Origin of the sequence: Epibacterium ulvae (assembly GCF_018678075.1) — a bacterium.
In the GTDB taxonomy this organism is placed as follows: Bacteria; Pseudomonadota; Alphaproteobacteria; order Rhodobacterales; family Rhodobacteraceae; genus Epibacterium; species Epibacterium ulvae_A.
Window position 1 is genome coordinate 34,569 of sequence record NZ_JAHHIR010000013.1, and the last position, 23,797, is coordinate 58,365.

The 23,797-nt window shown below is 57.9% G+C and carries 25 protein-coding genes; 17 read left to right on the forward strand and 8 right to left on the reverse strand.

Features of this window, described 5'->3' with window-relative positions; translation table 11 throughout:
- Window positions 1-57 precede the first annotated feature (57 nt).
- Genes KMP13_RS02955 through mdoH form a run of 4 tightly spaced genes read left to right on the forward strand, consistent with a single transcriptional unit; the run spans window position 58 to window position 6,094 of the window.
- Complete coding sequence (locus tag KMP13_RS02955; RefSeq protein WP_215264066.1) at window positions 58-1,422, forward strand: tetratricopeptide repeat protein; 1,365 nt, start codon at window positions 58-60, stop codon at window positions 1,420-1,422.
- Window positions 1,423-1,455: 33 nt separating this feature from the next.
- Window positions 1,456-2,715 (forward strand): OpgC family protein, encoded by a 1,260-nt coding sequence (locus KMP13_RS02960; RefSeq protein ID WP_215264067.1) that lies wholly within the window; start codon window positions 1,456-1,458, stop codon window positions 2,713-2,715.
- Window positions 2,712-4,226, forward strand: a complete 1,515-nt coding sequence (locus tag KMP13_RS02965; RefSeq protein ID WP_215264068.1) for a glucan biosynthesis protein — start codon at window positions 2,712-2,714, stop codon at window positions 4,224-4,226. The genes KMP13_RS02960 and KMP13_RS02965 overlap by 4 nt, the downstream gene beginning before the upstream one ends.
- A complete protein-coding gene (gene mdoH / locus KMP13_RS02970; protein ID WP_215264069.1) occupies window positions 4,223-6,094 on the forward strand; it encodes a glucans biosynthesis glucosyltransferase MdoH in 1,872 nt (623 codons plus the stop codon). Before KMP13_RS02965 ends, mdoH begins: the two co-directional genes overlap by 4 nt.
- A gap of 39 nt (window positions 6,095-6,133) precedes the next feature.
- On the opposite strand, the gene KMP13_RS02975 is transcribed toward mdoH, so the two are convergent.
- Together KMP13_RS02975 and KMP13_RS02980 are read right to left on the reverse strand one after the other, a co-directional pair.
- Entirely contained in the window at window positions 6,134-7,009 is an 876-nt protein-coding gene (locus KMP13_RS02975; protein WP_251363657.1) for an alpha/beta hydrolase family esterase, read from the reverse strand.
- Window positions 6,967-7,440, reverse strand: a complete 474-nt coding sequence (locus KMP13_RS02980; RefSeq protein WP_353055674.1) for a rhodanese-like domain-containing protein — start codon at window positions 7,438-7,440, stop codon at window positions 6,967-6,969. The genes KMP13_RS02975 and KMP13_RS02980 overlap by 43 nt, the downstream gene beginning before the upstream one ends.
- A 278-nt stretch (window positions 7,441-7,718) precedes the next feature.
- Here KMP13_RS02980 and KMP13_RS02985 point away from each other — a divergent pair, with 278 nt between their 5' ends.
- From KMP13_RS02985 to KMP13_RS03020, 8 genes are all read left to right on the forward strand, one after another.
- Complete coding sequence (locus KMP13_RS02985; protein ID WP_215264071.1) at window positions 7,719-10,574, forward strand: monovalent cation/H+ antiporter subunit A; 2,856 nt, start codon at window positions 7,719-7,721, stop codon at window positions 10,572-10,574.
- Window positions 10,575-10,577: 3 nt separating this feature from the next.
- Window positions 10,578-10,928: a Na+/H+ antiporter subunit C gene (locus KMP13_RS02990; protein WP_215264072.1), complete on the forward strand. Its 351-nt coding sequence runs from the start codon at window positions 10,578-10,580 to the stop codon at window positions 10,926-10,928.
- Window positions 10,925-12,451: a monovalent cation/H+ antiporter subunit D gene (locus KMP13_RS02995; protein WP_215264073.1), complete on the forward strand. Its 1,527-nt coding sequence runs from the start codon at window positions 10,925-10,927 to the stop codon at window positions 12,449-12,451. Before KMP13_RS02990 ends, KMP13_RS02995 begins: the two co-directional genes overlap by 4 nt.
- Window positions 12,448-12,945, forward strand: a complete 498-nt coding sequence (locus tag KMP13_RS03000) for a Na+/H+ antiporter subunit E (RefSeq protein WP_215264074.1) — start codon at window positions 12,448-12,450, stop codon at window positions 12,943-12,945. Before KMP13_RS02995 ends, KMP13_RS03000 begins: the two co-directional genes overlap by 4 nt.
- Window positions 12,942-13,211: a K+/H+ antiporter subunit F gene (locus tag KMP13_RS03005; protein WP_215264075.1), complete on the forward strand. Its 270-nt coding sequence runs from the start codon at window positions 12,942-12,944 to the stop codon at window positions 13,209-13,211. Before KMP13_RS03000 ends, KMP13_RS03005 begins: the two co-directional genes overlap by 4 nt.
- Window positions 13,212-13,221: 10 nt before the next feature.
- Window positions 13,222-13,590 (forward strand): Na+/H+ antiporter subunit G, encoded by a 369-nt coding sequence (locus tag KMP13_RS03010; protein WP_215264076.1) that lies wholly within the window; start codon window positions 13,222-13,224, stop codon window positions 13,588-13,590.
- Between the two features lie 28 nt (window positions 13,591-13,618).
- Complete coding sequence (locus tag KMP13_RS03015) at window positions 13,619-14,758, forward strand: FAD-dependent oxidoreductase (RefSeq protein ID WP_215264077.1); 1,140 nt, start codon at window positions 13,619-13,621, stop codon at window positions 14,756-14,758.
- Between the two features lie 393 nt (window positions 14,759-15,151).
- Window positions 15,152-15,631 carry a MarR family winged helix-turn-helix transcriptional regulator gene (locus KMP13_RS03020; protein ID WP_215264078.1) on the forward strand — a complete coding sequence of 160 codons (480 nt, stop codon included), beginning with the start codon at window positions 15,152-15,154 and terminating at the stop codon, window positions 15,629-15,631.
- Between the two features lie 34 nt (window positions 15,632-15,665).
- On the opposite strand, the gene KMP13_RS03025 is transcribed toward KMP13_RS03020, so the two are convergent.
- From KMP13_RS03025 to KMP13_RS03035, 3 genes are all read right to left on the reverse strand, one after another.
- Window positions 15,666-16,403, reverse strand: a complete 738-nt coding sequence (locus KMP13_RS03025) for an SOS response-associated peptidase (RefSeq protein WP_215264079.1) — start codon at window positions 16,401-16,403, stop codon at window positions 15,666-15,668.
- A 3-nt stretch (window positions 16,404-16,406) separates the two neighbouring features.
- Window positions 16,407-16,715 carry a DUF1992 domain-containing protein gene (locus KMP13_RS03030; protein ID WP_215264080.1) on the reverse strand — a complete coding sequence of 103 codons (309 nt, stop codon included), beginning with the start codon at window positions 16,713-16,715 and terminating at the stop codon, window positions 16,407-16,409.
- Between the two features lie 82 nt (window positions 16,716-16,797).
- Window positions 16,798-18,378: a bifunctional metallophosphatase/5'-nucleotidase gene (locus tag KMP13_RS03035; RefSeq protein ID WP_215264194.1), complete on the reverse strand. Its 1,581-nt coding sequence runs from the start codon at window positions 18,376-18,378 to the stop codon at window positions 16,798-16,800.
- 265 nt (window positions 18,379-18,643) lie between these two features.
- Between KMP13_RS03035 and KMP13_RS03040 the strand changes: the two genes are divergently transcribed.
- The 3 genes from KMP13_RS03040 to arsC are packed head-to-tail and all read left to right on the forward strand — an operon-like array spanning window position 18,644 to window position 20,395.
- The gene (locus KMP13_RS03040; RefSeq protein ID WP_215264081.1) at window positions 18,644-18,982 is read left to right on the forward strand and encodes a DUF952 domain-containing protein; all 339 of its coding nucleotides are present in this window, start codon (window positions 18,644-18,646) and stop codon (window positions 18,980-18,982) included.
- Window positions 18,983-18,998: 16 nt separating this feature from the next.
- Window positions 18,999-20,057, forward strand: a complete 1,059-nt coding sequence (locus KMP13_RS03045) for a quinone-dependent dihydroorotate dehydrogenase (RefSeq protein WP_215264082.1) — start codon at window positions 18,999-19,001, stop codon at window positions 20,055-20,057.
- Window positions 20,054-20,395, forward strand: coding sequence for an arsenate reductase (glutaredoxin) (arsC, locus tag KMP13_RS03050; RefSeq protein ID WP_215264083.1), 342 nt, complete (start codon window positions 20,054-20,056; stop codon window positions 20,393-20,395). The genes KMP13_RS03045 and arsC overlap by 4 nt, the downstream gene beginning before the upstream one ends.
- A gap of 3 nt (window positions 20,396-20,398) precedes the next feature.
- On the opposite strand, the gene KMP13_RS03055 is transcribed toward arsC, so the two are convergent.
- From KMP13_RS03055 to KMP13_RS03065, 3 genes are read right to left on the reverse strand one after another with little or no spacing between them, the layout of a single operon-like run.
- Window positions 20,399-21,724 (reverse strand): MATE family efflux transporter, encoded by a 1,326-nt coding sequence (locus KMP13_RS03055; RefSeq protein ID WP_215264084.1) that lies wholly within the window; start codon window positions 21,722-21,724, stop codon window positions 20,399-20,401.
- A gap of 6 nt (window positions 21,725-21,730) precedes the next feature.
- Window positions 21,731-22,243 (reverse strand): PaaI family thioesterase, encoded by a 513-nt coding sequence (locus KMP13_RS03060; protein WP_215264085.1) that lies wholly within the window; start codon window positions 22,241-22,243, stop codon window positions 21,731-21,733.
- Window positions 22,240-22,674, reverse strand: a complete 435-nt coding sequence (locus KMP13_RS03065; protein WP_215264086.1) for a PaaI family thioesterase — start codon at window positions 22,672-22,674, stop codon at window positions 22,240-22,242. The genes KMP13_RS03060 and KMP13_RS03065 overlap by 4 nt, the downstream gene beginning before the upstream one ends.
- Before the next feature lie 113 nt (window positions 22,675-22,787).
- Between KMP13_RS03065 and KMP13_RS03070 the strand changes: the two genes are divergently transcribed.
- Together KMP13_RS03070 and KMP13_RS03075 are read left to right on the forward strand one after the other, a co-directional pair.
- Window positions 22,788-23,159 (forward strand): MerR family transcriptional regulator, encoded by a 372-nt coding sequence (locus KMP13_RS03070; RefSeq protein WP_215264087.1) that lies wholly within the window; start codon window positions 22,788-22,790, stop codon window positions 23,157-23,159.
- A gap of 213 nt (window positions 23,160-23,372) precedes the next feature.
- On the forward strand, window positions 23,373-23,771 hold the full coding sequence (locus KMP13_RS03075) for a MerR family transcriptional regulator (protein ID WP_215264088.1): 399 nt from the start codon (window positions 23,373-23,375) through the stop codon (window positions 23,769-23,771).
- The last annotated feature ends 26 nt before the right edge of the window (window positions 23,772-23,797 follow it).

Genomic DNA, 23,797 nt, shown 5'->3' on the forward strand with positions numbered 1-23,797 from the left:
TCCTCTACTCTTCATTTAACAGAGACGCTGTTTTTAGATTGCAAGGATAACGAACCCATGACGCAAGACATCTTCGGACAAGAGACCAGCCTTTCTTCTGCTGACGCTCTGAAGGAATGGAATGCTGCACAGCTGGGTGTGCTTGCGCACGCGGCGAATACGGCCGATCACCTTGGAGCCGTTTTGAACAGCGCACCTGAATTTGCCGTGGGTCACGCGTTGAAAGGTCTCGCGATCTTGATGCTGGGCCGCTCTGAGCTGAACCAGATGGCCGCGGATGCTTTGCAAGTCGCCAAAAGCTTTTACGAAGGCGCCCTACCCCGTGAACGCAAATATGTCGACGCGCTGGAAGCCTGGGTCAATGGCCGCCCGACGCAATCCATCAACATCGTCGAAACAATTTTGGATGCACACCCTTGCGATACGCTGGCGATGAAACTCAGCCACGGCATCCGCTTTATCATGGGCGACAATCACGGCATGCGCACATCCGTGGAACGCGTGATGTCGGCCTATGCGCCGGAACACCCGGGCCGTGGCTACCTGCTGGGCTGTCACTCCTTTGCGCTGGAAGAGACCGGATCATACGAGAAGGCCGAGAACACCGGCCGTCAGGCGCTGTGGATGGCACCGGATGATGCCTGGGGTCTGCACTCGGTTGCGCACGTGCATGAGATGACCGGCAACGCCAAAGTCGGTCTCGACTGGCTGGCCGGGCGCGAAGAAGCCTGGGCCCATTGCAACAACTTTCGCTACCACGTCTGGTGGCACAAGGCGCTGATGCATTTGGACCTGGGTCAGATGGATCAGGCGATCAACCTTTACGATACTGAAATCCGCAAAGACAAAACGGACGACTATCGCGACATCTCCAATGCGACCTCCTTGCTGATGCGTCTGGAACTGGAAGGTGTCCAGGTCGGCAATCGCTGGGATGAGCTGTCAGAGTTCTGCGCCAATCGCACCGAAGACGGCAGCCTGATCTTTGCTGATCTGCACTATTTGCTGGCGCTTGCTGGCCGCGACCGTCAGGCCGAGACCAAGCGAATGGTTGCCCGAATTCACGCAGATGGGCAAAAACGCGCTACAGATGCACAAGAACGCATGGGCATTCCGGGTGCGACCGCTGCACTGGGCCTTGAAGCCTTTGGCGAAGGCGATTATGGCAAGGCTTTCAATCACCTGAGTTCTGCACGCGACACGATGCAGCTCGCAGGTGGCAGCCATGCGCAACGGGATGTTTTTGAACGTATGACAATCGATTCAGGCCTGCGTGCAGGTGCATTTGACGCGGTTGAAGCGATCCTGGATGACCGACGCTCCAAACGCGCAGGCGGTGAAGACAACTATGCCATGGCACGGCGAGCGCTGATCTCAGAAGCCCGCAGCGCCAATACTGACCACAGCGTACCGGCTGAATAACCGGTACCTATAGTAACGAATTTGACCAAAAAAATGGCTACAATAACGCCCATGCCCACAGCGCATCCGGTTCCGGATGCGGCGAACAGCCGGATGGCTCCGCAAAACACGGTACAACGTCAGCGCGACCCGCGTTTGGACTTTTACCGCGGAATTGCCATGTTCATCATTCTAATCGCCCACGTGCCCGGCAACCGTTGGACCGGCTGGATCCCTGCCCGATTTGGGTTCTCGGACGCGACTGAAATCTTTGTCTTCTGCTCCGGCATGGCCTCGGCCATTGCGTTTGGCGGATCTTTTGCCCGCAAGGGCTGGTGGCTGGGCACCGCGCGCGTGGCGTTTCGCTGCTGGCAGGTTTTCTGGGCCCATATCGGCCTGTTCTTCTTTATCGCGATGTCGATGGCGGCGCTGGATCTGTTTGGCGGATTTGAAAAAAGCTACATCGCCTCGCTCAACCTGGCCCCTTTCTTTAACGACCCTGCTCCGCAGCTGGTGGGATTGTTTACCCTGTCTTATATACCGAACTACTTTGACATCTTGCCGATGTATCTGGTGGTTCTGGCACTGTTGCCGGTGCTGATGGGTCTGGAAAAGATCAGCCTGTGGGCGGTTGGCGCATTTTGCGTCGCGCTGTGGCTGATTGCGAACCCATATATGATCGGCCTTGGCCCGGATGGAGTTGGTCTGTCTGCGGAACCCTGGTCGGACCGCGAATGGTTCTTTAACCCCTTTGGCTGGCAGTTGTTGTTCTTTACTGGATTTGCGTTCATGCGCGGCTGGCTGCCCAAGCCGCCGGTCACCAAAGCGCTGATCACCTTCTGCGCCGTCTTTCTGATCCTCGCCATGCCGTTTGGATCGTGGAAGGTCTTCACCTGGGTGCAGGCCGCGAACCAAGATCTGGGCGAAATCATCCGCCCCACCTGGAATTGGACCGCACAGTGGCGTGAAAAGACCGACTTTGGCCTGTTGCGCTATATGCACTTCCTGGCGCTGGCCTATCTGGGTTGGGTGATCGCCGGTGAAGGCGGGCAGAACCTGATCGCACGTGGCCAGTCCACAGCTGCGCGGGTCTGGTCCTTCTTCCTCGGCATCATCACCAAAGTGGGCCAGCAATCGCTTGCGGTCTTTGTCTTCTCCATGGCGCTTGCCCGTTTGATAGGCTTTGCGCTGGATCAGACCGGCCGCGCCGTTGTTACAACCGCTTTTGCGAACCTTGTGGGGTTTGTTTTAATCATTGGCTGCGCTTATGGCGCGGCGTGGTTCAAATCCCAACCGTGGAGACAAAAGAAATGAGCAGTCTGACGCGTCGCTCCTTCTTGTCCGTCGCTCTGGCAAGCACATCTGCGTTGACCTTTCCCCATGTGTCGATGGCAGATGTCACCTCGCCCTTTTCGTTTCAGGGGCTGGTCGAACGTGCTCGTGAGTTGGCGACTAAGTCTTACCGACCGCGTCCAAAAGTTCCCCAAGACTGGTTAAACCTGTCCTATGATGAATATCAAACCATCTGGTTCCGAGGCAAAGACGCGCTGTGGTCCAACACCGACCGCAGTTACAACGTCGACTACTTCCTGCCGGGGCTCTATTTTCCGCGTGCCGTACAAATCCATACGATTGTCGATGGTCAGGCGCAGCATCAACCCTTTGACTATTCGCTGTTTGACAAAACCGACAAAGCGCCAGAGCTCAGCCAGGAGGGCGATCTGGGCTATTCTGGCTTTCGTCTGCGCACCGAACTGTCGGAGCCAGGCGAAAAGCGTGAGTTCTGCGTTTTCCAAGGCGCCAGCTATTTCCGCGCGATTGGTGCTACCAATGATTATGGCTTGTCGGCTCGTGGTCTTGCGCTGAAAACAGGCGATCCCGAAGGTGAAGAATTCCCTGATTTTGTCGAATTCTGGCTGGAAGCGCCATCCGCTGGTCAAAAGAACATCGTGGTCTATGCGCTGTTGGATTCGCCTTCTGTAACGGGTGCCTACCGGTTCAACATCGTTCCCGGCACCGCCTGTGTTATGGATGTGGAAGCACGCCTGTTTGCCCGCGATGAGCTGCCCCATGTGGGGATAGGCCCGCTGACATCGATGTTCCTGTTTGACGCCACCAACCGAAGCCGGTTTGATGATTTCCGCCCGGCGGTGCACGACAGTGACGGCTTGCTCATCGAAAACGGCAATGGTGAAGTTCTGTGGCGTCCGCTTGCAAACCCGGCCAAGTTGCAGATCTCATCCTTTGTGGATGAGAACCCACGTGGGTTTGGCCTGATGCAACGGGCGCGCAAATTCTCGGATTTTGCCGATCTTGAGGCCAATTACCACAAACGCCCCTGCCTATGGGTCGAGCCCAAAGGGGACTGGGGCAAAGGGGCCGTGACCCTGGTTGAGATCCCGGCCGACAAAGAGATCTACGACAATATCGTCGCCTATTGGCGTCCGCGCGAAGCCTATGCACCTGGCACTGAAATTGATCTTTCCTATCGCCTGTCCTGGGGACAGGAACCCGACATGCAGCTGCCTCGCGCCATTGATACCGCCGCAGGGGCGCGTATTTTCGGCGAGCAAGGCCGCATCATGACCATTGATTTCGAGGCAAGCCCGCTGTTTGTCGATGGCCCCGATGCATTGGACATTTTCATCTCGTCTCCCCATGTGGAAACGAGCGAAGGCGTGCTGCAAAAGAACCCTGAAACCGGTGGGCTGCGCCTTGCGTTCTCCTTTGATCCCGGTGAACGCGACCACGTCGAACTGCGCGCACAGCTGCGCAAAGACGGGCAACCCGCTACAGAAGTTTGGCTATATCGGTGGACCACATGACCCAAGATCGCCTTTTGCCACCCGACCAACCGCTCGACATGCCCGAGCAGGACTTTGCCGCGCCATTTCGCGACGACCAGGCCCCCGATACGGTGCCAGAGCAACAGGCGGCGCTGTGGCGCATCCTGAGCTTTTCGCCCGCAATGATCATGACCGCCGCGCTTGGCTGGGTGATGATGGGCTGGTTCACCGATGGCGGTGTGACCGTGCTGGAAGGCATCTTGCTGACGCTGATCATTTTCAACTTCTTCTGGATCAGCTTCTCGGTCTCAACTGTTCTGCTCGGCCTCTACTCACTCGCGCGCCGCAGTGTTGTCCGCCTGCGCGGTCCGGTCCCGGCGCAAAAGGTTGCGCTGTTGGTGCCGGTCTATAATGAGATCCCCTGGTATGTTCTGGGCAATGCCCAATCCATGCTGGAAGAGCTGAACGCCCAAGGCAGCAGCCACGATTATGCGATGTTCATCCTGTCGGACACACGCGACGATGAAATCGCCGATCAGGAACGCCGTAGTGTCGAAGCGCTACAGGCCATGCTGCCGGCGTCCATGCCACTGTATTACCGCCGTCGCGCCGACAATGTGGGCCGCAAGGTTGGCAATATCGCCGATTGGGTCCGCCGTTGGGGTGGGGCTTACGACGCGATGCTGGTTCTGGATGCCGACAGCCTGATGACCGGGCGCGCCATTGCACAACTGACCAGCGCCTTGGCCCGTGACCCAAGCGCAGGCCTGATCCAAAGCTTTCCGCAACTCATTGGCGCGCAATCGGTATTTGGCCGCATGCAGCAGTTCGCCAATACTGTGTACGGTCTGGCGCTTGCCGAAGGTCTGGCACGTTGGGCCGGTCACGAGGGCAATTATTGGGGCCACAATGCGATCATCCGCACCCGCGCCTTTGCCGCTTGTGCGGGTCTTCCGTCCCTGCGCAGTCTGACAGGCAAAGAAAGCCTGATCATGAGCCACGACTTTGTCGAGGCAGGTCTGCTACGTCGCGCCGGGTGGAGCGTTCAGTTCCTGCCCCGGATCAAAGGCTCCTATGAGGAAACGCCCCAGACCTTGATCGACCACATCCAACGGGATCGTCGCTGGTGTCAGGGCAACATGCAGCACATCAACCTGCTGAACGCCCGTGGTTTTCGCGCGATCTCTCGCTTCCATCTGTTCCACGGCGCAGTCGGTTATCTGATGGCCCCAATCTGGTTCGCGCTTTTGGTAATCTGGGCTATTATTGGGCGCGGCGAAGAGGCCTCGGTCCTGACTTATTTCTCCGAGGCCAACCCAACCATGCCGTCCTGGCCGGATATGAGCGAGCCGCGCCATGTGTTGGTGATCTTGCTGATATACGCGATGCTGCTTGCCCCCAAACTGTTGGCTTCGATCGCCCTGCCGCTCAGCGGAAAGAAGTTTGCAGAATATGGCGGTGCCGGACAGTTCCTGTTGTCGGTCACGTCCGAGATCATCTTGGCGATCCTGTATGCTCCGATCCTGATGGTGCAACAGATGATCGCGGTGTTCCGCACCCTGCTCGGTGTTCAACGTGGCTGGGCTCCGCAGGCCCGGGACGGCGGCCAATACAGCTGGCGCACCATTGCCATTTGCCACGCGCTGGAAACTGTCAGCGGCGCGGCGCTTTGGGTTGGCATTCTGGCCGGTATGGTGTCGATCTGGCTGCTGCCGATTGCGCTGTCACTGGTGCTGGCCATTCCGCTGTCGGCCCTGTCCGGCATGCCGATCCGCGAGCGGATTGGGCGTTGGATGGGCACCCATGATCACTTCAAGGAACCCCAGATCACGCAGGCCGCGCGGGCGTACCGCACGCAAATGCGCCAGTTCCTGGAAAACCAGTCACAGGCAACTGCAGCCGAGTAACCGGCAAAAGCCCAGCGATGTGAGACGCGAGAACCCAGCCTATTGGCTGGGTTCTGCTTTTTCAAACCAGGTTGTAACCGCTTCGGCCCAGCCGCTGGGGACTGAGTGACCGCCTGGATGGATGGTAAAGGTGATCTCGGCTCCTGCGCCACAATCCCAAAGCCGCAGTAGATTGTCACCATTGGTCCAGGCTCGGCTGGGTGCATGAGTTTCACAACCCAACGCGTCGCGCCAGACCTCCAGCCCGGCATAAATATCACCCTGCTGCCACGTGCCGCTACGCAGGTAACGCCCTTCCAGGGGAACAACACTGTCTGTCCAGCCATGAGTGTGATGCAGACGAATGGGCCCTTCGCAGGACGCAGGCTGCGGACGCCAAAACCCGCCCGCGACCGGCGCATAGGCCGCAAATGTATCAGGCGCTTCGCACGCGAGATAGTTCACCATAAAGGCACCGGCAGAAAAGCCCGCCATAACCGTCTGTTGCGGATCGATATTGAAGCGCGTGGACGCGTCGTCCAGAAGTTCCTTGAAATAGGCCACTTCATCACGCCCTTCCCAACCCGGATAGAAGCTCCACGACGGCCCGCGATTGGCAGAGCGTGGCACCCCGTTGGGAGCAATCACCGCATAGCCGCGCGCGGTCAAAGCGTCGACCATGCCGATGTTCTTCAACACGCGTTCACCGGTGCCGCCCGCTCCATGCAGGAACACAATTGCCGGACCTGCTGTTGCAGCGTCATCGGGCAGAATGATTTCGTAGGTGCCCGAGCTGACTTCGCAAGACGCCTCATCCGCGCCGCAGGCGGCATATGCGCCATTGGCAATCACAGTGCTGGCTGCAACGGCCACCGCGCCCCAAACGCCGGTGTTCAGCCCTGCCATTCCTTCACCGGTAGATTTGTTCTGATCCATCCTGGTCCTGCCTTTGATCCAAGCATGCCCTCGGGCACATCAATTATGTTTGTAAATCCTGCTTCACTTAACCGAAGCGTCATCCGCGCCGACCGCACGCCGCGCGCGCAAATCAGCGCCACGGCTGCGTCCTTGTCTGAACCAACAATCTGCGTCAGCACATCGGTGAAATCTTCGCGCCGCATATCGATTTGATGCCCACCTTCCGGCACGCCGGAGGCCCGCCATTCGCGTGGTGTGCGAATATCCACCAAAGTGATCTCGCCGCGCAGGGCCAGATCATGTGCCTCAGATACGCTCAACTTGCCGTTCTTATGGGTGGGTGGTGTCAGGTATTGCCACCGCGCCACGCCAAGGGCTGCAACCACAACGCCCGCACCGATCAAAAACCGCCGCCGGTTGATACTGGGCGCCTGTTTATCACTGCTCACTTTGGTCCCCCCTGTGCCATTGGACACCTGGTCAATGATTGAAACTAAAATCGAAACTAGCATCGCCCCTTTGAAAAAACAGCATGCGCAGGCTTGAATTGCCGCATTTCACAATCAAGTTCACGTCATCGCCCGCTTTGCCAGCCTGCTGTGTTAGCGATCAACCTGAACACAGCATCAAGTTAATTTATCGGATGCGTCCTGAAAGGCTGGAACCGGGGATAAAAAAAGCTTAGTCAAGCGTGACTTTTTCTAATGCCATCCAGGAGATCTGCCACGTGTCCCTGTTTCTGATAGCGGCCCTTCCCTTTTTGGGAGCGGTCTTTCCCGCACTCTTGATCCGCGCCGGACGAAATGCTTCGGCCTCATCTGCGGGTTTGACCACGCTTTTGGCGTTCATCGGATTGATGTTGCACGCACCCGCCATTTTGCGCGGGGACGTGATCACAGCCAAATTCGACTGGATGCCCGGTCTTGGGCTGAATGCCAATTTCTTCCTTGACGGTCTTGGCTTTATGTTTGCCGGCCTCATTCTGGGTATTGGCCTTTTGATCATAGTCTACGCGCGGTTCTACCTGTCGCGTCAAGACCCAATGGGGCAGTTCTATACCTTTCTTCTGTTGTTTCAGGGCGCGATGGTTGGCATCGTTACCTCAGACAACATCCTGCTTTTGCTGGTTTTCTGGGAACTCACCTCGCTAAGCTCGTTCCTGTTGATCGGCTATTGGAAGCACCTGCCCGAGGGACGCCAAGGCGCGCGTATGGCCCTGACCGTGACCGGTATGGGTGGTCTGGCGATGATCGGTGGCATGCTGATCCTGGGAAATATTGTCGGCTCTTACGATCTGACGGTGATCTTGCAAAACAAGGAGGCCATTCAGACCTCACCACTGTATCTGCCTGCGCTGTTGTTGATCTTGGCCGGGTGTTTCACCAAATCCGCACAGTTCCCGTTCCACTTCTGGTTGCCCCATGCGATGGCCGCGCCGACGCCGGTTTCGGCCTATCTGCACTCTGCGACTATGGTAAAGGCAGGCATCTTCCTGATGGCACGCATGTGGCCGGTTTTGTCGGGCACACCTGAATGGTTCTATATCGTCTCTACCGCTGGTCTGGTGACCATGGTTATGGGCGCCGTGATCGCCCTGTTCAAAGACGATCTCAAAGCGTTGTTGGCGTTCTCGACCGTCTCCCACCTTGGGTTGATCACCATGCTGCTGGGCTTTGGCACCAAGGTTGCCGCGGTCGCCGCGATTTTCCACATTATCAACCACGCGACATTCAAGGCCGCGCTGTTTATGTCCGCCGGGATCGTCGATCACGAGGCCCATACACGCGACATCAAACGCCTGGGCGGTCTGCGCCACCTGATGCCGGTGACCTTTACCATTGCGGTGATTGCGTCGCTGTCGATGGCTGGCATCCCGCCGCTGAACGGGTTCCTGTCCAAGGAGCTGATGCTGGAAGAGGCAGCGCATACCTATTGGCTGGGCAATCCCTATATTGTGCCGGGCCTTGCGGTTCTGGCTTCGCTGTTCTCAGCCGCCTATAGCTTCCGTTACATCGGCCATGTGTTCCTGGGCCCCAAGCGCGATGACTATCCCGGTCACCCCCATGACCCCGGATTTGGCATGTGGCTGTCACCGGCGTTTCTAGTGGTGCTGGTCATTCTGATCGGTCTGTTCTCTGGCCAAATTGCTGAGCCGCTGGTTCAAGTGGTTGCAGACGCCGTCACCCAACAACATCCCCATGTGCATCTGAAGCTTTGGCACGGTGTGACCCCGGCGCTTTATATGTCGATGGTGGCTGTTGGTGGTGGCTTGGTGGCGCTGCTGGCGCATAAGAAACTGGAATCGATCTGGAACGCGCTGCCGCGTCCTGAGGCCAAGGTGATCTTTGACCAAGTGATCGCAGCCGCCAGCCAGCTGGCCGAGCGTGTGACTGTTGGTCTGCACAATGGGTCGATCACGCGTTACGCGCTGATCATGATCGTCTTTTCCACCGGCGTCAGCTATGTGGCGTTCCAAACCGGCACCCTGCCTGAGGCCACGCGTCAGGTGCAAGCCGTGGGGCCCTTGCCCTTGTTGGGGTGGTTCTCACTGATCGTGGCGACCGGGTTCATTCTGTATCACCATCACAACCGTCTGCTGGCGCTGGTCCTGATCGGCGTCGTGGGTCTGGTAGTGTCCATGGCCTTCAACTACTTATCGGCACCTGACCTTGCGCTGACGCAGATCTCGGTTGAAGTTGTCACTATCATCCTGATGCTGCTGGCGTTGAACTTCCTGCCCAAGGAAACACCCAAGGAAACGCCCGTCAAAACCAAGATCCGCGATGGGGCGATTGCATCGGTTGCAGGCCTTGGCATAGGCGGGCTGATCTATGCGCTGATGACCCGCGATTTCGCGGCAGACACCATCTCAGGCTATCACCTCGCCAATTCCTACAAAGGCGGCGGTGGCACCAATGTGGTGAACGTGATCCTGGTGGATTTCCGAGGGTTCGACACCTTTGGTGAGATCATCGTTTTGGGCATTGCAGCCATGGTTATCTTTGCCCTGACCGAAGCAGTTTTGGGCACCAAAGTCCGCGCCTATCTGCTGAACCGGAAACCGGATCTGCCACAAGACGGTGACCCGCACCCGCTGATGATGGTTGTCGCCACCCGTGTGATTATGCCGCTGGCGTTGCTGGTTGCGGCCTATATTTTCTTCCGTGGGCACAACCTGCCGGGCGGTGGCTTTATTGCCGGTCTGATCGCCGCGATTGCGATCATCATGCAATACATGGCCTCCGGCTTTGGCTGGGCCACAGAACGTCAACGCATGTTCTACCACGGTATCATTGGCGCAGGCGTGTTGATCGCCGCCGCCACAGGCATGGGCGCCTGGTTCAACGACCTGCCCTTCCTGACATCTGCATTTGGGTACATCCATTGGGAGCCGCTGGAGGAGTTCGAATGGGCCACCGCCGCCCTGTTTGACCTTGGTGTTTTCCTGGCTGTTGTGGGCGCGGTGCTTCTGGCACTGGAAAGCCTTGCACGTTTTGCGTGGCAGCCCGACACCACCAGCGAACACGCCATGGAAATCAACCCCGCTCGCGATGACGAGCCCAAGATCAAGAGTGAGGTTTAATCGATGGAGCTTCTTGTTGCATCTGCTGTTGGCGTTCTGACCGCGGCGGGTATCTATCTGATCCTGCGCCGTCGCACCTTCCCGGTCATCCTTGGCCTGTCGCTGCTGTCCTATGCGGTCAACGTGTTCCTGTTTGCCACGGGCCGACTGCTGGTTGGCGCACCGCCGATCCTGAACAAATATGAAGAGGTCGCCTATACCGATCCATTGCCCCAGGCGCTGGTTCTGACCGCGATCGTGATCTCATTTGGGATGACGGCCGTGGTGGTGATGATTGCGCTTGGCGCGTATCTGTCGTCCAAGACCGATGACATCAATATGGACGATGCCGCCGAGGCAGGAGAAGACGCATGAACCATTTGCTGATTGCACCCGTTGTGCTGCCTGCGGTGGTGGCACCTTTGATTGCGATGGTGACCCGTCACCATATTGACCTGACACGCATCTTTTCCCTCGCAGCCTCTGTGGCGCTGGTGATTTTGACCCTTGTTCTGGGCGTTCAGGCGATGGATGGCTCGGTTCAAGTCTATGAGCTTGGCAATTGGAAAGCGCCCTTTGGTATCGTTCTGGTGCTGGACCGCCTGTCAGCGATGATGTGTATCCTGACCGCCATTCTGGCCCTGATCATCAACCTTTATGCGGTTGGCACAGGCTGGGACAAACGCGGCAGCAACTTCCATTCGCTGTTTCAATTCCAACTGATGGGTATCCAAGGTGCCTTTCTGACCGGCGATGCCTTCAACCTGTTTGTCTTCTTTGAGGTTCTTCTGATCGCCTCCTATGGTCTGACCATTCACGCAGGCGGCGCACGACGTTTTCGCGCCGGTGTGCAATATGTGGTCTACAACCTCCTGGGCTCCAGCCTGTTCTTGTTTGCGCTTGGTACCATCTATGCGGTGACCGGCACGCTGAACATGGCCGATCTCGCCGTCAAAGTTGCCGAGCTTTCGCCTGATAACACCGCTCTGCTGCGGGTCGGAGCGATTATGCTGCTGTTGGTCTTCTGTATCAAAGCCGCGCTTCTGCCGCTGCACTTCTGGCTGCCAGCATCTTATGCTGAGGCCCCTGCCCCGGTTGCTGCGCTCTTTGCGATCATGACCAAGGTTGGTGCCTATGCGATCCTGCGGTTCTTTACCCTGATCTTTGGCCCCGAGGTGCAAGCCACCACTGGCCTCGCCGGGGACTGGTTGCTGCCTGCCGCGCTCTTTACCCTTGCGGCTGGTGCAATTGGCGTTCTGGGTGCGCGGGACCTTGGCCGAGTGATTGCCTATGGTGCGATTACCTCCATGGGGACCTTGTTGATCGCGGTCTCGTTGTTCACACCCGAGGCCGCTGCTGCCGCGCTTTATTACACGGTCCATTCGACCTTTGCAGCAGCACTGTTGTTCCTGGTCACCGATATGGTGGTGGAACGGCGCGGAGCGGAGGTGACGCCCAAGGCTCCGATGGCGCAAAACGGCTTGATCGCCGCGCTGTTCTTTGTCGGGGCCATCGCCCTGGCCGGCATGCCGCCGATCTCTGGCTTCATTGGCAAGCTGTTGGTGATGGACGCCGCGCGCGGACATGAGATGGTCTGGACCATCTGGGCGGTGATCCTTGTGGGCTCGCTGGTCACAATCCTCGGCCTCGCCCGCGCGGGCACCATCATTTTCTGGAAGTCCTATGACGCCACCACCGAGGTGCCAGAGACCGATGAAGACACCGCAGAGGCGACGCCCACTGCAAGCCTGCCGTTTGTCGCAACCTTTGGTCTGGTTGTTGGTCTGGTCCTGCTGACGGTCTTTGCTGGCCCAATGAGCAACTATGCCACCGCCACCGCCGAACAGTTGTTCACGCCAAGCATCTATATTGAAAACGTATTGGGGGACACGAAATGAAGCTCCTGCGCCGCGCCCTCCCGCATCCGCTGTTGACGCTGTTGTTGACCGGCACCTGGTTGTTGCTGGTCAATGGCTGGTCGCTGAACTCGCTGGTCTTTGGCTTCCTGCTGGGCTGGTTGATCCCCTTTGTCACCGCCGCTTATTGGCCCGACCAACCCAAGATGCGCGCCCCGTTCAAGATCCTCGCCTATATCGGTGTGGTGATCTGGGACATCATCGTTGCAAACTTTGTTGTCGCAAAAATCGTGCTGTTCAAATCGAACACGGATCGCAAACCGGCCTGGGTTACCGTCCCGCTGGACCTGCGCACGCCTGAGGCCATTACAGTTCTGGCAGGCACTATCACCCTGACTCCCGGCACGGTATCTGCGGATGTGTCCGACCACGGCCACGCGCTGTTGATCCACTGCCTGGACGCAGACGACCCAGACGCGATCCGGGATGAGATCAAAACCCGCTATGAGGCCCGCCTGAAGGAGATTTTCGAATGATGATCTTTGCCATCTACTTCGCATTCGCCTGTTTCGGTGCGGCTGTTTTGATGAACCTTTGGAAGGTCGTCTTTGCCGATCAAGTCGCAGACCGGATCCTTGCGTTGGACACGATGTTCATCAATGCCATCGTCTTGATGGTGCTATATGGCATCGCCAACGGGACCGAGATCTACTTTGAAGCTGCCATGATCATCGCCATGCTTGGCTTTGTCTCAACCGTGGCCTACGCGCGCTTTATCCTGCGCGGCAATATTATCGAGTGAGGGCAGAACCATGGATATGATCCTCGAAATCGCAGTCAGCTTCTTTCTGGTCACCGGCGGGATTTTTGGCATCGTCGGCTCGTTTGGACTGTTGAAACTGAACGACCCGATGTCCCGTCTGCATGCACCGACCAAGGCGACAACTTTGGGTATTGGCGGCGTGTTGATCGCCTCGATCCTGCATGCCATCCTCGCCGAAAATCATGGTTCCGTGCATGAAATCATGATCATCTTGTTCCTCTTTGTTACCGCCCCCATCACGGCAAATTTCATTGCGAAGGTGCATATCCACCGCCATGAAACGCCTGAGAGCCTGCCAGGCGCAGGTGAGGATACATGTTGGGCGACCCACGCCATTGCCGACAAGGACGAGGGCTGACCAACCTACAAGGCATGAGGCACCGCATATGACGTCCCCCCACGACCACGGAAAATCCAAACATGCGGTTCTAATCGGCGGGGGGCATGCCCATGCGCTGGTGCTCAAATCCTGGGGGATGAACCCGGTGGCGGACACGCAGTTGACCGTCATCAACCCGGGCAAAACCGCGCCCTATTCCGGCATGTTGCCAGGGTTTGTTGCCGGGCACTACACCCGCGACGCCTTGGACATCGATCTGGAACAGCTGGCCCGGTTCGCAGGGGCTCGTCTGGTTGTTGGCCACGCAACGGGCATCGATCTGGCGCGCAAATCCATCCGGATCTCAGGCCAGCCTGACGTGGGTTATGATGTGACCTCTATCGATATTGGTATCACATCCGATATGCCCGTTTTGCCGGGCTTTGCTGCACACGCCATCCCCGCCAAACCCCTGGGCTCGTTTGCTGCGAAATGGCACGCGTTTCGCGATAGTGACGGCTACGCCCATATCGCGGTGATCGGTGGCGGTGTCGCGGGTGCTGAGCTTATTATGGCGATGTCTCATGCGTTGCAGACACGTGGCCGGATGGGCAGCGCGACACTGATCGACAGCGCAGAGGCCCTGTCTGCCATTCCACCCAAAGCCGCCAAGATCGTGCGTCAAAAGATGACAGATCTCGGCGTCACGGTGATTGAAAATACCGGTATTTCAGAGGTTTGCGCCGATGATATCCTGCTGTCGGACGGGCAATCGATCCGGTCAGATTTCACTACAGGCGCGGCCGGTGCGCGGCCCTATGAATGGGTTCAAGACACCGGGCTTGCGCTGACCGGTGGGTTTATCGACGTGGACGAATTCTTGCGCACCTCGGACAAGGCCGTCTTTGCCACTGGCGACTGCGCCCATCTTGTCGCCTCTCCCCGTCCAAAAGCGGGCGTCTACGCGGTGCGCCAAGCGCCGGTTCTACTGCAGAATTTGCGGGCTGCCCTGACAGATGATGCGCTGCACCCTTACAAGGCGCAAAAGGACTATCTGAAACTGATCTCCCTTGGCGGCAAGTCGGCCATGGGTGAGAAGTTTGGCCTTCCTTTTGCGGGGTCCCTGATTTGGAAATGGAAGAACCATATCGATCAGAGCTTTATGGCGCAGTTTCGCGACTTACCTCCGGCTAGCTCCACCGATTGACCGTCGCCAAGGACTGACGCTGGTTCACTTTTTACGTTCACGACATATTTGATGCATCTCTTCGCGTGCCACGCGACCGAGGGCCGATTGGCATGCGCTACCACCTACAGGTCGCGTTACTGATCTCCATCGCCCTTTGCAGGACTCCTACACGCCCTTCCTCGCAACTCAGCGCGGCAGCCTTTTGGGGATTTGTGCGAAGTTCAGCCAATTTTCGGTTGGCCAACACCATTTTCAGGGTGTGACCGGGGCCAAATAGGCAAAAAACAGCCTTTTTTTGGATAAATTTTAAAAACAAACTTGCCTCTGCTTTTGAATAGAAAGTATCGGTAAAGAAGCCAAATGGTTAACACAGAACAAAAACTACCAGTGGTTATGACAGGAAATGAATACATGACCTCTCCAAAATCGGAGATGTACGCCCTACCGTCCCATCTCATCCGCCGCCTGAATCAGATTTGCGTGGCGCAATTTTCTGCGGCCATGGCGGATGCGAACCTCAATCTCACACCTGTCCAGTATTCTGTCCTTTGGGCGGTGCAGGATTTCCCCGGCGTTGACCAAGCATCGGTGGCCAAGCAAATCGGCTATGACCGTGCGACCCTGGGCAAGGTGGTGGACCGTCTGGAACAAAAAGGCCTGCTGCGTCGCGAGATCAGCCAGAACGACCGCCGCGCGCGTGAGATCTATTTGACCAAAGACGGCAAAACCCTGTTGGACCTGGCCCATCCGGTCGTTCTGGCGAGCCAGGATAAAATGCTGCCGGGAATCAGCGCTGAGGAACATGCGGCCTTTCTCGACCTGATGTTGCGGATCTCCGAAGCCGCCAACCAAGAGACAACGGCGCCGACATTGTCGCCGATGGAGCCTTGACCCGGACCACCGACTCAGTAGCCCAAACGATCCGCTAGAACAAATGCCCCTGTGGATCGTCGTGCGGGTTTTCTGTCCGGGCCCGGTCGTCGCGACCATCGATAACATCATCGGTATCATCAAATGGCTCGATCAGGTCCATGCCTGCCGCGGGACTAGAATTCACGCGCGGATGCACCCGGTGGAACCGCAACAGGTCCTCATCGCCCGGCACCATCAATTTGGCAGCCCCCGCCCCGTCTTGGCCCAACCATTTGCTCCAATGAGACGGATCCAAAATCAACGGCATACGGTGGTGGAGGTTTTGGATGGTATCGCTCGCCTCAGTTGTGACAATGGCGCAGGTCGGCTGATGGTCGTGCCCCCAGTCCTGCCATACCCCGGCGAAGGCAATGGCTGCATCGTCTGTTCGCGTGAAATACCACGGCAGACGATTGCCCGCCGGATCCTTGGTCCATTCGTAGAACCCATCCGCCGGGATCAGACAGCGTCTTGTGCGGCAAGCCTCAGAAAACGCGGGCTTTTGCGCCAATGTCTCCGCGCGCGCATTGATCAGCAGTGGACCGTCGGTTTCGCTTTTGTACCAATGCGGCAAAAACCCCCAGCGCATGGAGACCAGCTGCCGGCCAACATCAATCGACCGGATTGTCGCGATTTGATTGGTGGGGCAGACGTTATAGTTTGGCACTTGTGGCAGGTTGTTGGCAGGCTGCGCTGCAAACAATTGCGCCATCGCATCCGGGGGGAGAGTTACGGCAAATCGACCACACATGGATTACCGCAAATGCGCTTTGCGCGTCAGGTCGATGCGGGCTTCCATCATCGACATCTCTTTTAGAATGTCCTGACGCTTGGTGCGATCCCCGGTGTCGCGCAGCTCACTGCGCAACCGTTCCAATGTCCGCGTCAAAGAGACAAATTCCGGCACGCCGCCGCTCTCTTTGACCAATCGATTGACCAGATCGTTTTCGGGGTCGTCGCTCTTGGGCAAGGGTTTGCCCGCGCCTTCCAGATTGTCGAATTCACCGTCTGCCTGCGCAGCAGCGATCTTTTGATTGATGAGGTCGATCAGTGGATGGTCCATTGGCGAAATGTGCCAGAAACACCGCCAAAGAAAAAGCCCCGCCGCATCGATTGTGCAACGGGGCCAGATTTTCAAACAGCGCCTACTTTTTGCTTATACGACCATCAGTGTAGGGGACATACGGTCCGACCTTGGCCAGATATTCCGCCGTGACATCCGCCAGATCGGGGCCAAAGTCATAGGCTTTTTCTGCGTCCACAAACATTCTATAGCCGTCGCCACCGCCCCGCACATAGTTGTTGGACACCATGCCGTACATCTTGGCAGTGTCAATCGGCACCCACGCCTCACCTTCCTGAACCAGGACCTCGGAAATACGCCCTTCGCCCGCAGCAACTGCGGGATCCCAGGTGAATTTCAGACCGGCAACCTGTGGGAAGCGACCTTTGACTTCTTCGACCTGGCTCACACCGTTTTCAAGCGCATCGATAACCGCCTGACCCGAGACTTCGAATGTCGACAAGGTGTTCTGGAACGGCAGAACGCTGAGGACTTCGCCCATGGTGACTTGGCCTGCATCAATGGAGGCCCGCAAGCCGCCGCCGTTCTGGATGGCGATCTGAATGCCCTGGTCCTTGACCCGGTCCAGCATCGCATCGGCGACAAGGTTGCCCATGGCGCATTCACCGGTTCGGCAGATGTCACGCGAGCCTTCCACAACTTCGGAGGTTTCGGCGACGATGCGTTGTTTCAACTCCTCGATCGGGGCGCCCATCTCGGACACGCGTGCCGCTATTGCGGCATCCGGCGTGACAGAAGCATCCAGCAGGATCGGCTCACCCGAGGCTACAGTGACGTGGCCCGCATCATCAAAGGTGACATTCAATTCACCGACATATTTGGAATAGGCATAGGCCTGAACCACCGGCACGTCGCCAACCATGGTCGGATAGGCACCCGCCGCACCGTCGCTGGTGTTGGACAGCAGGGTATGGGAGTGGCCGCCAACAACCAGATCAAGGCCGGGAACAGCCGCCGCAATCTCAAGGTCCTTGGCCAGGCCGACATGGGTCAGCGCGATGATCTTGTCGATACCTTCGGCTTCCAATGCCGCGACATCGGCTTTCAGGCTTTCGATCTCATCCTGGAAAATCACGTTGGGTCCGGGCGACGACGTATCAACAGTATCGGTGGCCAGAACCGAAATCACGGCAACTTTCTCGCCGCCAACTTCCAGCACAACATGGTTGGCGACTTTGTCGGTTAGGCTGGCTTCTGCAGACAGATCCAGATTGCCCGAGATCACCGGAAAAGACACCGCATCGATGAAATGAGACAGGCCTTCGGGGCCGTCATCAAACTCGTGGTTGCCCACCGCCATCACGTCATAGCCGATGGCCTCCATGAACTCGGCTTCGGCCGCACCTTTGTAGGTGGTGTAAAACAGCGAGCCCTGGAACGGGTCGCCCGCATCCATCACCAACACGTTTTTGTCGGCCAACTCTGCGCGTTTGGCGTCGATCATGGTCTTGATCCGGGCCACCCCGCCAAAACACTTGCCTTCGGCCTCATCTTCACCGCCACAGGTCGAGTCATATTTGTTGATCGACTCGATACGGCTGTGAATGTCGTTGGTGTGCAAGATCGTCAGATTAAACTCAGCGGCGGCCATGCCGGACGTCAGCGCCAATGCGGCGGCACTGGTCAGGAAACGAGACATCATCATATGTGAACTCCCTGTTCTATGTGTTTCTAGCGATGATACTAGATCCGAGGTATCCTCTGCCAAAGGGGAAATCGCGACAAGAAGACCCTGCGCAATTTCTGGCCATTTGGTCAAAAACCCTCACAACTGACCGGAACCTGTGCGTTTCTAGCAAGGCTTCCGTGGCGTCACGCAGCCGTTTTTTACGGGTTTTATCGCGACAAAAAACCATCATCGCGCGCCAAGTCTTGACCCGCAGGCAGCAGCGGTGCATCAAACGCCCATGCTGATTTACAAGATTTTCCGCCAAGACGAGTGGGAGGCCCTCGAAGCCACCGGGGAAACCCGTGGCGCGCCAATAGATCTGGCCGACGGCTTTGTCCATTTTTCCACCGCCGCACAAGCGGCTGAGACGGCCGCAAAGCATTTTGCAGGCGAAAGAGGGCTGTGGATTTTGGCCCTTGATGCCGAGGCTCTGGGCGATGCGCTGAAATGGGAAGTGTCACGGGGCGGTGCCCTGTTTCCACACCTTTATCGCAATTTGCAGATGACCGATGTCACGTGGAGCAAGCCTTTGCCCATCGTGGACGGCGTGCACCAGTTTCCTGCTGAGATGACCTGAGGATCGACACCCGCCTATGAAACTGACCGAAAAGCTGGCGCTTGCGGCGCTGCATCGTATGGACCCCGAAGCGGCCCATGGCCTGTCGATCAACGCGCTGAAATCCGGTCTCGCCCCGACGCCCGGCCCGGTCAGCACCCCGCGTCTGCGTACCACGGTCGCGGGCCTTGATCTGCCCAACCCGGTTGGTCTGGCGGCAGGGTTTGACAAAAATGCCGAAGCCTTGGCCCCGCTCAGCCAGGCTGGGTTTGGCTTTATCGAGGTCGGCGCCGCCACGCCGCGCGCACAGCCCGGCAATCCAAAACCGCGCCTGTTTCGCCTGACCGAGGATAAAGCCGCCATCAACCGGTTCGGCTTTAACAACGAAGGGATGGAGGCCATTGGTGCGCGCCTCGCCAAACGTCCCACTGACGCCGTAATCGGCCTGAACCTTGGTGCCAACAAAGACAGTACCGACCGCGCGGCCGATTTTGCCAAAGTCCTGCAACATTGCGGCGCGCATCTTGATTTTGCGACGGTCAACGTCTCCTCCCCCAACACCGAGAAACTACGCGACCTGCAAGGCAAAGCCGCGCTGAGCGCGCTGTTGAACGGGGTGATCGACGTGCGCGATGGGTTGCAGCGCCGAGTGCCTGTCTTCCTCAAAATCGCGCCCGATCTGACCTTGGACGAGCTGGATGATATCGCAGCCGTCGCGACTGAGACCGGGATCGACGCGGTGATTACCACCAATACGACCCTGTCTCGTGACGGGCTGCAAAGCCCCCATCGCGATCAGGCCGGGGGGCTGTCCGGTGCGCCGCTGTTTGAAAAATCGACCCAAGTTTTGGCGCAGCTGTCCAGCCGACTGGACGGCGCCACGCCTTTGATCGGCGTGGGGGGGATCAGCACCGCCGAGCAGGCCTATGCCAAGATCTGCGCCGGGGCGTCCGCCGTGCAGTTTTACACCGCGATGGTTTACGGCGGGCTGAGCCTTGCGGGTGAGATCGCCAAAGGCTTAGATGCCCTGCTTGCGCGGGATGGGTTTGACACGGTCGCCGATGCGGTTGGCAGCAAACGAGGGGACTGGCTGTGATCACCTATTGGCACAATCCGCGCTGTTCCAAATCACGGGCTGGCCTTGCGTTCTTTGAAGCGCGCGGCGTGGCGGTTGATACGCGTCTCTATCAAAAGGACGCGCCGTCGCTGGCAGAGCTGAAACAGGTGCATCAGTTGCTTGGCGTTCCAGCGTTGCAGATAATGCGCAGCAAGGACGCCGCCTTCAAAGAGCTTGGTCTGACCAAAGACATGGGCGACGACCGCTTGCTGGCCGCCATGGCCGAGCACCCTGCCCTGATCGAACGCCCGATCGCCTTTACCGAGACTGTCGCGCGGATTGGCCGCCCGACCGAGGCGCTGGCAGATCTGCTGTAACGCTCAAGCCCCGGCGCGCGCTTCCAGCGCCGGGTAGCGCATCCCCAGCGTGATGCCGCGCGCAACGAATGAGATCAAAAGTGCGATCCAAAGCCCGTGATTGCCCTGCGTTGGCAACAAGGCCAGCACTGCAATCACATAGACCCCGGTGCTGAGGATCATCATATTGCGCATATCGCGCGAGGCGGTGGCCCCGATAAAAATCCCGTCCAGCATCCAACTGGCCCAGCCCAAAATCGGTGCCGCCACGATATAGGGCAGAAAGACGCGCGCCGCCTCACGCACGTCCGGCGCGGTGGTCATCCAGTTGATAAACACACCGCCCCACAGGGCAAATGACAGTGCCATCAGTGCAACAACAATCATCCCCCAAAAACTGGTGATCCTCGCACTGCGGCGCAGCTCTTGGCGTTTTTGCGCGCCCAGGGCTTGGCCCACCAATGTTTCGGCTGCAAAGGCAAAACCATCCATCCCATATGCAGTCACAAACATCAGCTGGATCAGAATTTGGTTGGCGGCCAGCATCACATCCCCCTGCCGCGCCGCCAGAAAGGTGAAGGAGGTAAAGACCGCCTGCAACAACAGCGACCGGATCAGAATGTCGCTGTTCACCATCGCCATATGTTTAAGCCGCAGCGGATCCATAACCCGCCCCCAGTTGCGCCAGCGCGGTGAGGCAAAGGCATCGCGACACAGCCACAGGCCAACCGCAAATCCTGACCATTCCGCAATAAAGGTGGCATAGGCCACTCCATCCACACCCCAGCCCAGCCCGAGCACAAACCAGATGTCCAGCACCATATTCAGCAGGTTCATCACCACCTGGATCGCAAAGAACGCATAGGTGCGCTCTTGGGCGATCAACCAACCTGACAGGCCGTAGATGGCAATCATCGCAGGCGCGGACCATATGCGAATGCCAAGGTAGCTGCGCGCCAGCTCACTGGCCTCAGACGATGGTCCTGCAAGATGCAGAGCAAAGGAAAAGAGCGGCGCTTGCAACAGCACAAACGCAGCCCCTGCCCCCAGGCCGATCAACAAACAGCGCGTCAAAATCGCGGTTACTTCGTCGTGGTCACTGCGGCCAATCTCCTGGCTGGCCAGCCCCACGGTTCCCATGCGCAGAAAACCAAACATCCAATAAAGCGAGGTCAGTATGATCGACCCAACTGCAACCGCGCCGAGCGATGCAGCCTCCCCCAACTGCCCCACCACGCCAGTGTCCACAACCCCAAGCAACGGGACAGTGGCGTTGGACAGTACCACCGGCAGCGCGATTTTGAGAACACGGCGGTGGGTGACGGGCTGCGTGGCGGTGGGTACGGTCATATATGTCTACTCGCGGTCTGAGGAGGACATCAGAAAATGTCCGGTGGCTTGGGCCAAAAGCTTGTCTTTGTTGTCCTGCCAGGCCTCCACATGGACCGAGGCAAAGCGCCGCCCCGACCGCCAGACCCGTGCCCGTGCATAGGCATCACGTGGCAGGCCCGATCGCAGATAGTCCACGCTGAAATCAATCGTTTTAGGTTGGCGCGGCAAGTCACCGTCTGCCATCGCTTCGGGATCCAGTGAGCCGTTTTCGATCCCCTCCCACAGGACGGTCCAATGCAAGGTCACCATCGCGGTCATTTCCAGAAAGGCCGCCGTCGCCCCGCCGTGAAGTGCCGGCAACATCGGATTGCCAACCAGCTTCTCATCAAAATTGAGCTGCGCTGTCAGCTCATCCCCGCGCCGATCAAAGGTGATGCCCAGGAACTGAATGTAGGGCACCGATTTGACCAACGCGTTCAGGGCCGCGTCGCGGCGTTGTTTGACCTGTTGAATGGGTTCTGGCCGGGGACGGTTCATGATGTGGCCTCCGTTTTGTGTTCCACGGTAAAGGCCCCGGTGGCGGTGGCAACCGGGCGGCTGCGATCTTCGTCCATCGCAACCGCCCGCACAAAGGCCACATTGCGCGTCATCTGATGGCAGGTGGCCTCGGCCAAAATGGTCTGTCCCGGTGAGGCACTGCGCATGTAGTCGATCCGCAAATCAATCGTCGCAGTCGAAAAGGGCTCATCCGGATGCGCCAGAACCGCCATGCCGCAACAGGTGTCCATCAACGCAGACACCGCCCCCCCATGCACCACGCGGGTCTTCGGGTCGCCGATCAATTTTTCATCGTAAGGCATTAGAATCGCAGCCTCTCCCCCACTGCAAGAGACTATCTCCATGCCCAGCGCACGGGAATGCGGCAACGCCAGCAGAAACTCTTGTGCACGTTTGAGTTCATCAATCATCGACCGCTCCCAAGTGGTACATATGCATTTTCTTATTTATGGTTCTAAAGAACTAGCTCGGTTGTTGCACTTGCAAAAATACAGTCCTAGGTTACCCGCAAGGGAGAGAGCGAATGGCCAGTGACGAATTGTCATTCAAGGAGATGTGCGCAGCCTACGATGTGACGCCGCGCACGTTACGATACTATGAATACATAGAGCTGTTACAGCCGCGTCGGGAGGGGCGCAGCCGGTTCTACGGCGCCAAGGAGCGCGCGCGGATGACGTTGATCCTGCGCGGGCGCAAGTTCGGCTTTCAGTTGGAAGAGATCCGCCAGTGGCTGATGATCTATGAAAACGAAGGCACTCAGGCGCAGCTAAAGGCCTTCTTGGAGATGGCAGATCGCCAGCTCGCGGAATTGGCAAAACAGCGCGAACAGATCGACATTGCCTTGGCCGAACTGACCGAGCTGCGCAGCACCACTGTGGATCTCATTGACGACTGATCGCGTTTACACGGGCGCAGCTAGGCATCGGAACCTCGGGTGCCTAGCTGCGTGATTTTCCCCTTAAATCTTTCAACCCAACGTCACAATTGAAAGTGACGTGACGTATGAGTTACGTAAACGTCAAGAAATACCATTAGTGTAATCAACATATCCTGCGCGCCGGGTGCACCCTTCGGCCGTTTAGGACAAGACAACAAGGACCGCCTTTGTATGAGTGACGACACTTTGACCATCCGCGAAATGTGCGACGCTTTTGACGTCACACCCCGTACATTGCGGTTCTATGAGGCCAAAGAGCTCCTCTTCCCGATCCGCGACGGCCAACGTCGCCTGTTCACCAAACGCGACCGGGCCCGGCTCAAGCTTATTCTGCGCGGCAAGCGTTTTGGCTTTAGCCTGGAAGAGATCCGCCAGCTGTTGGACCTCTATCATGCGGATGACCAACAATTGGTGCAGCTGACCCGCACCTATGAGGTCGCCTGTGAACGTCTGGCCGATATGGAACGCCAGCGCGACGAATTGAACACCGCCATAGACGAGCTCAAAGACCAATTGCGATGGGGCGAAAAAATGATTGCCTCAATGAAGACGCAAGCCACCGGTACCTAAGGTTACTTATCCCTGTTTCAACGGAG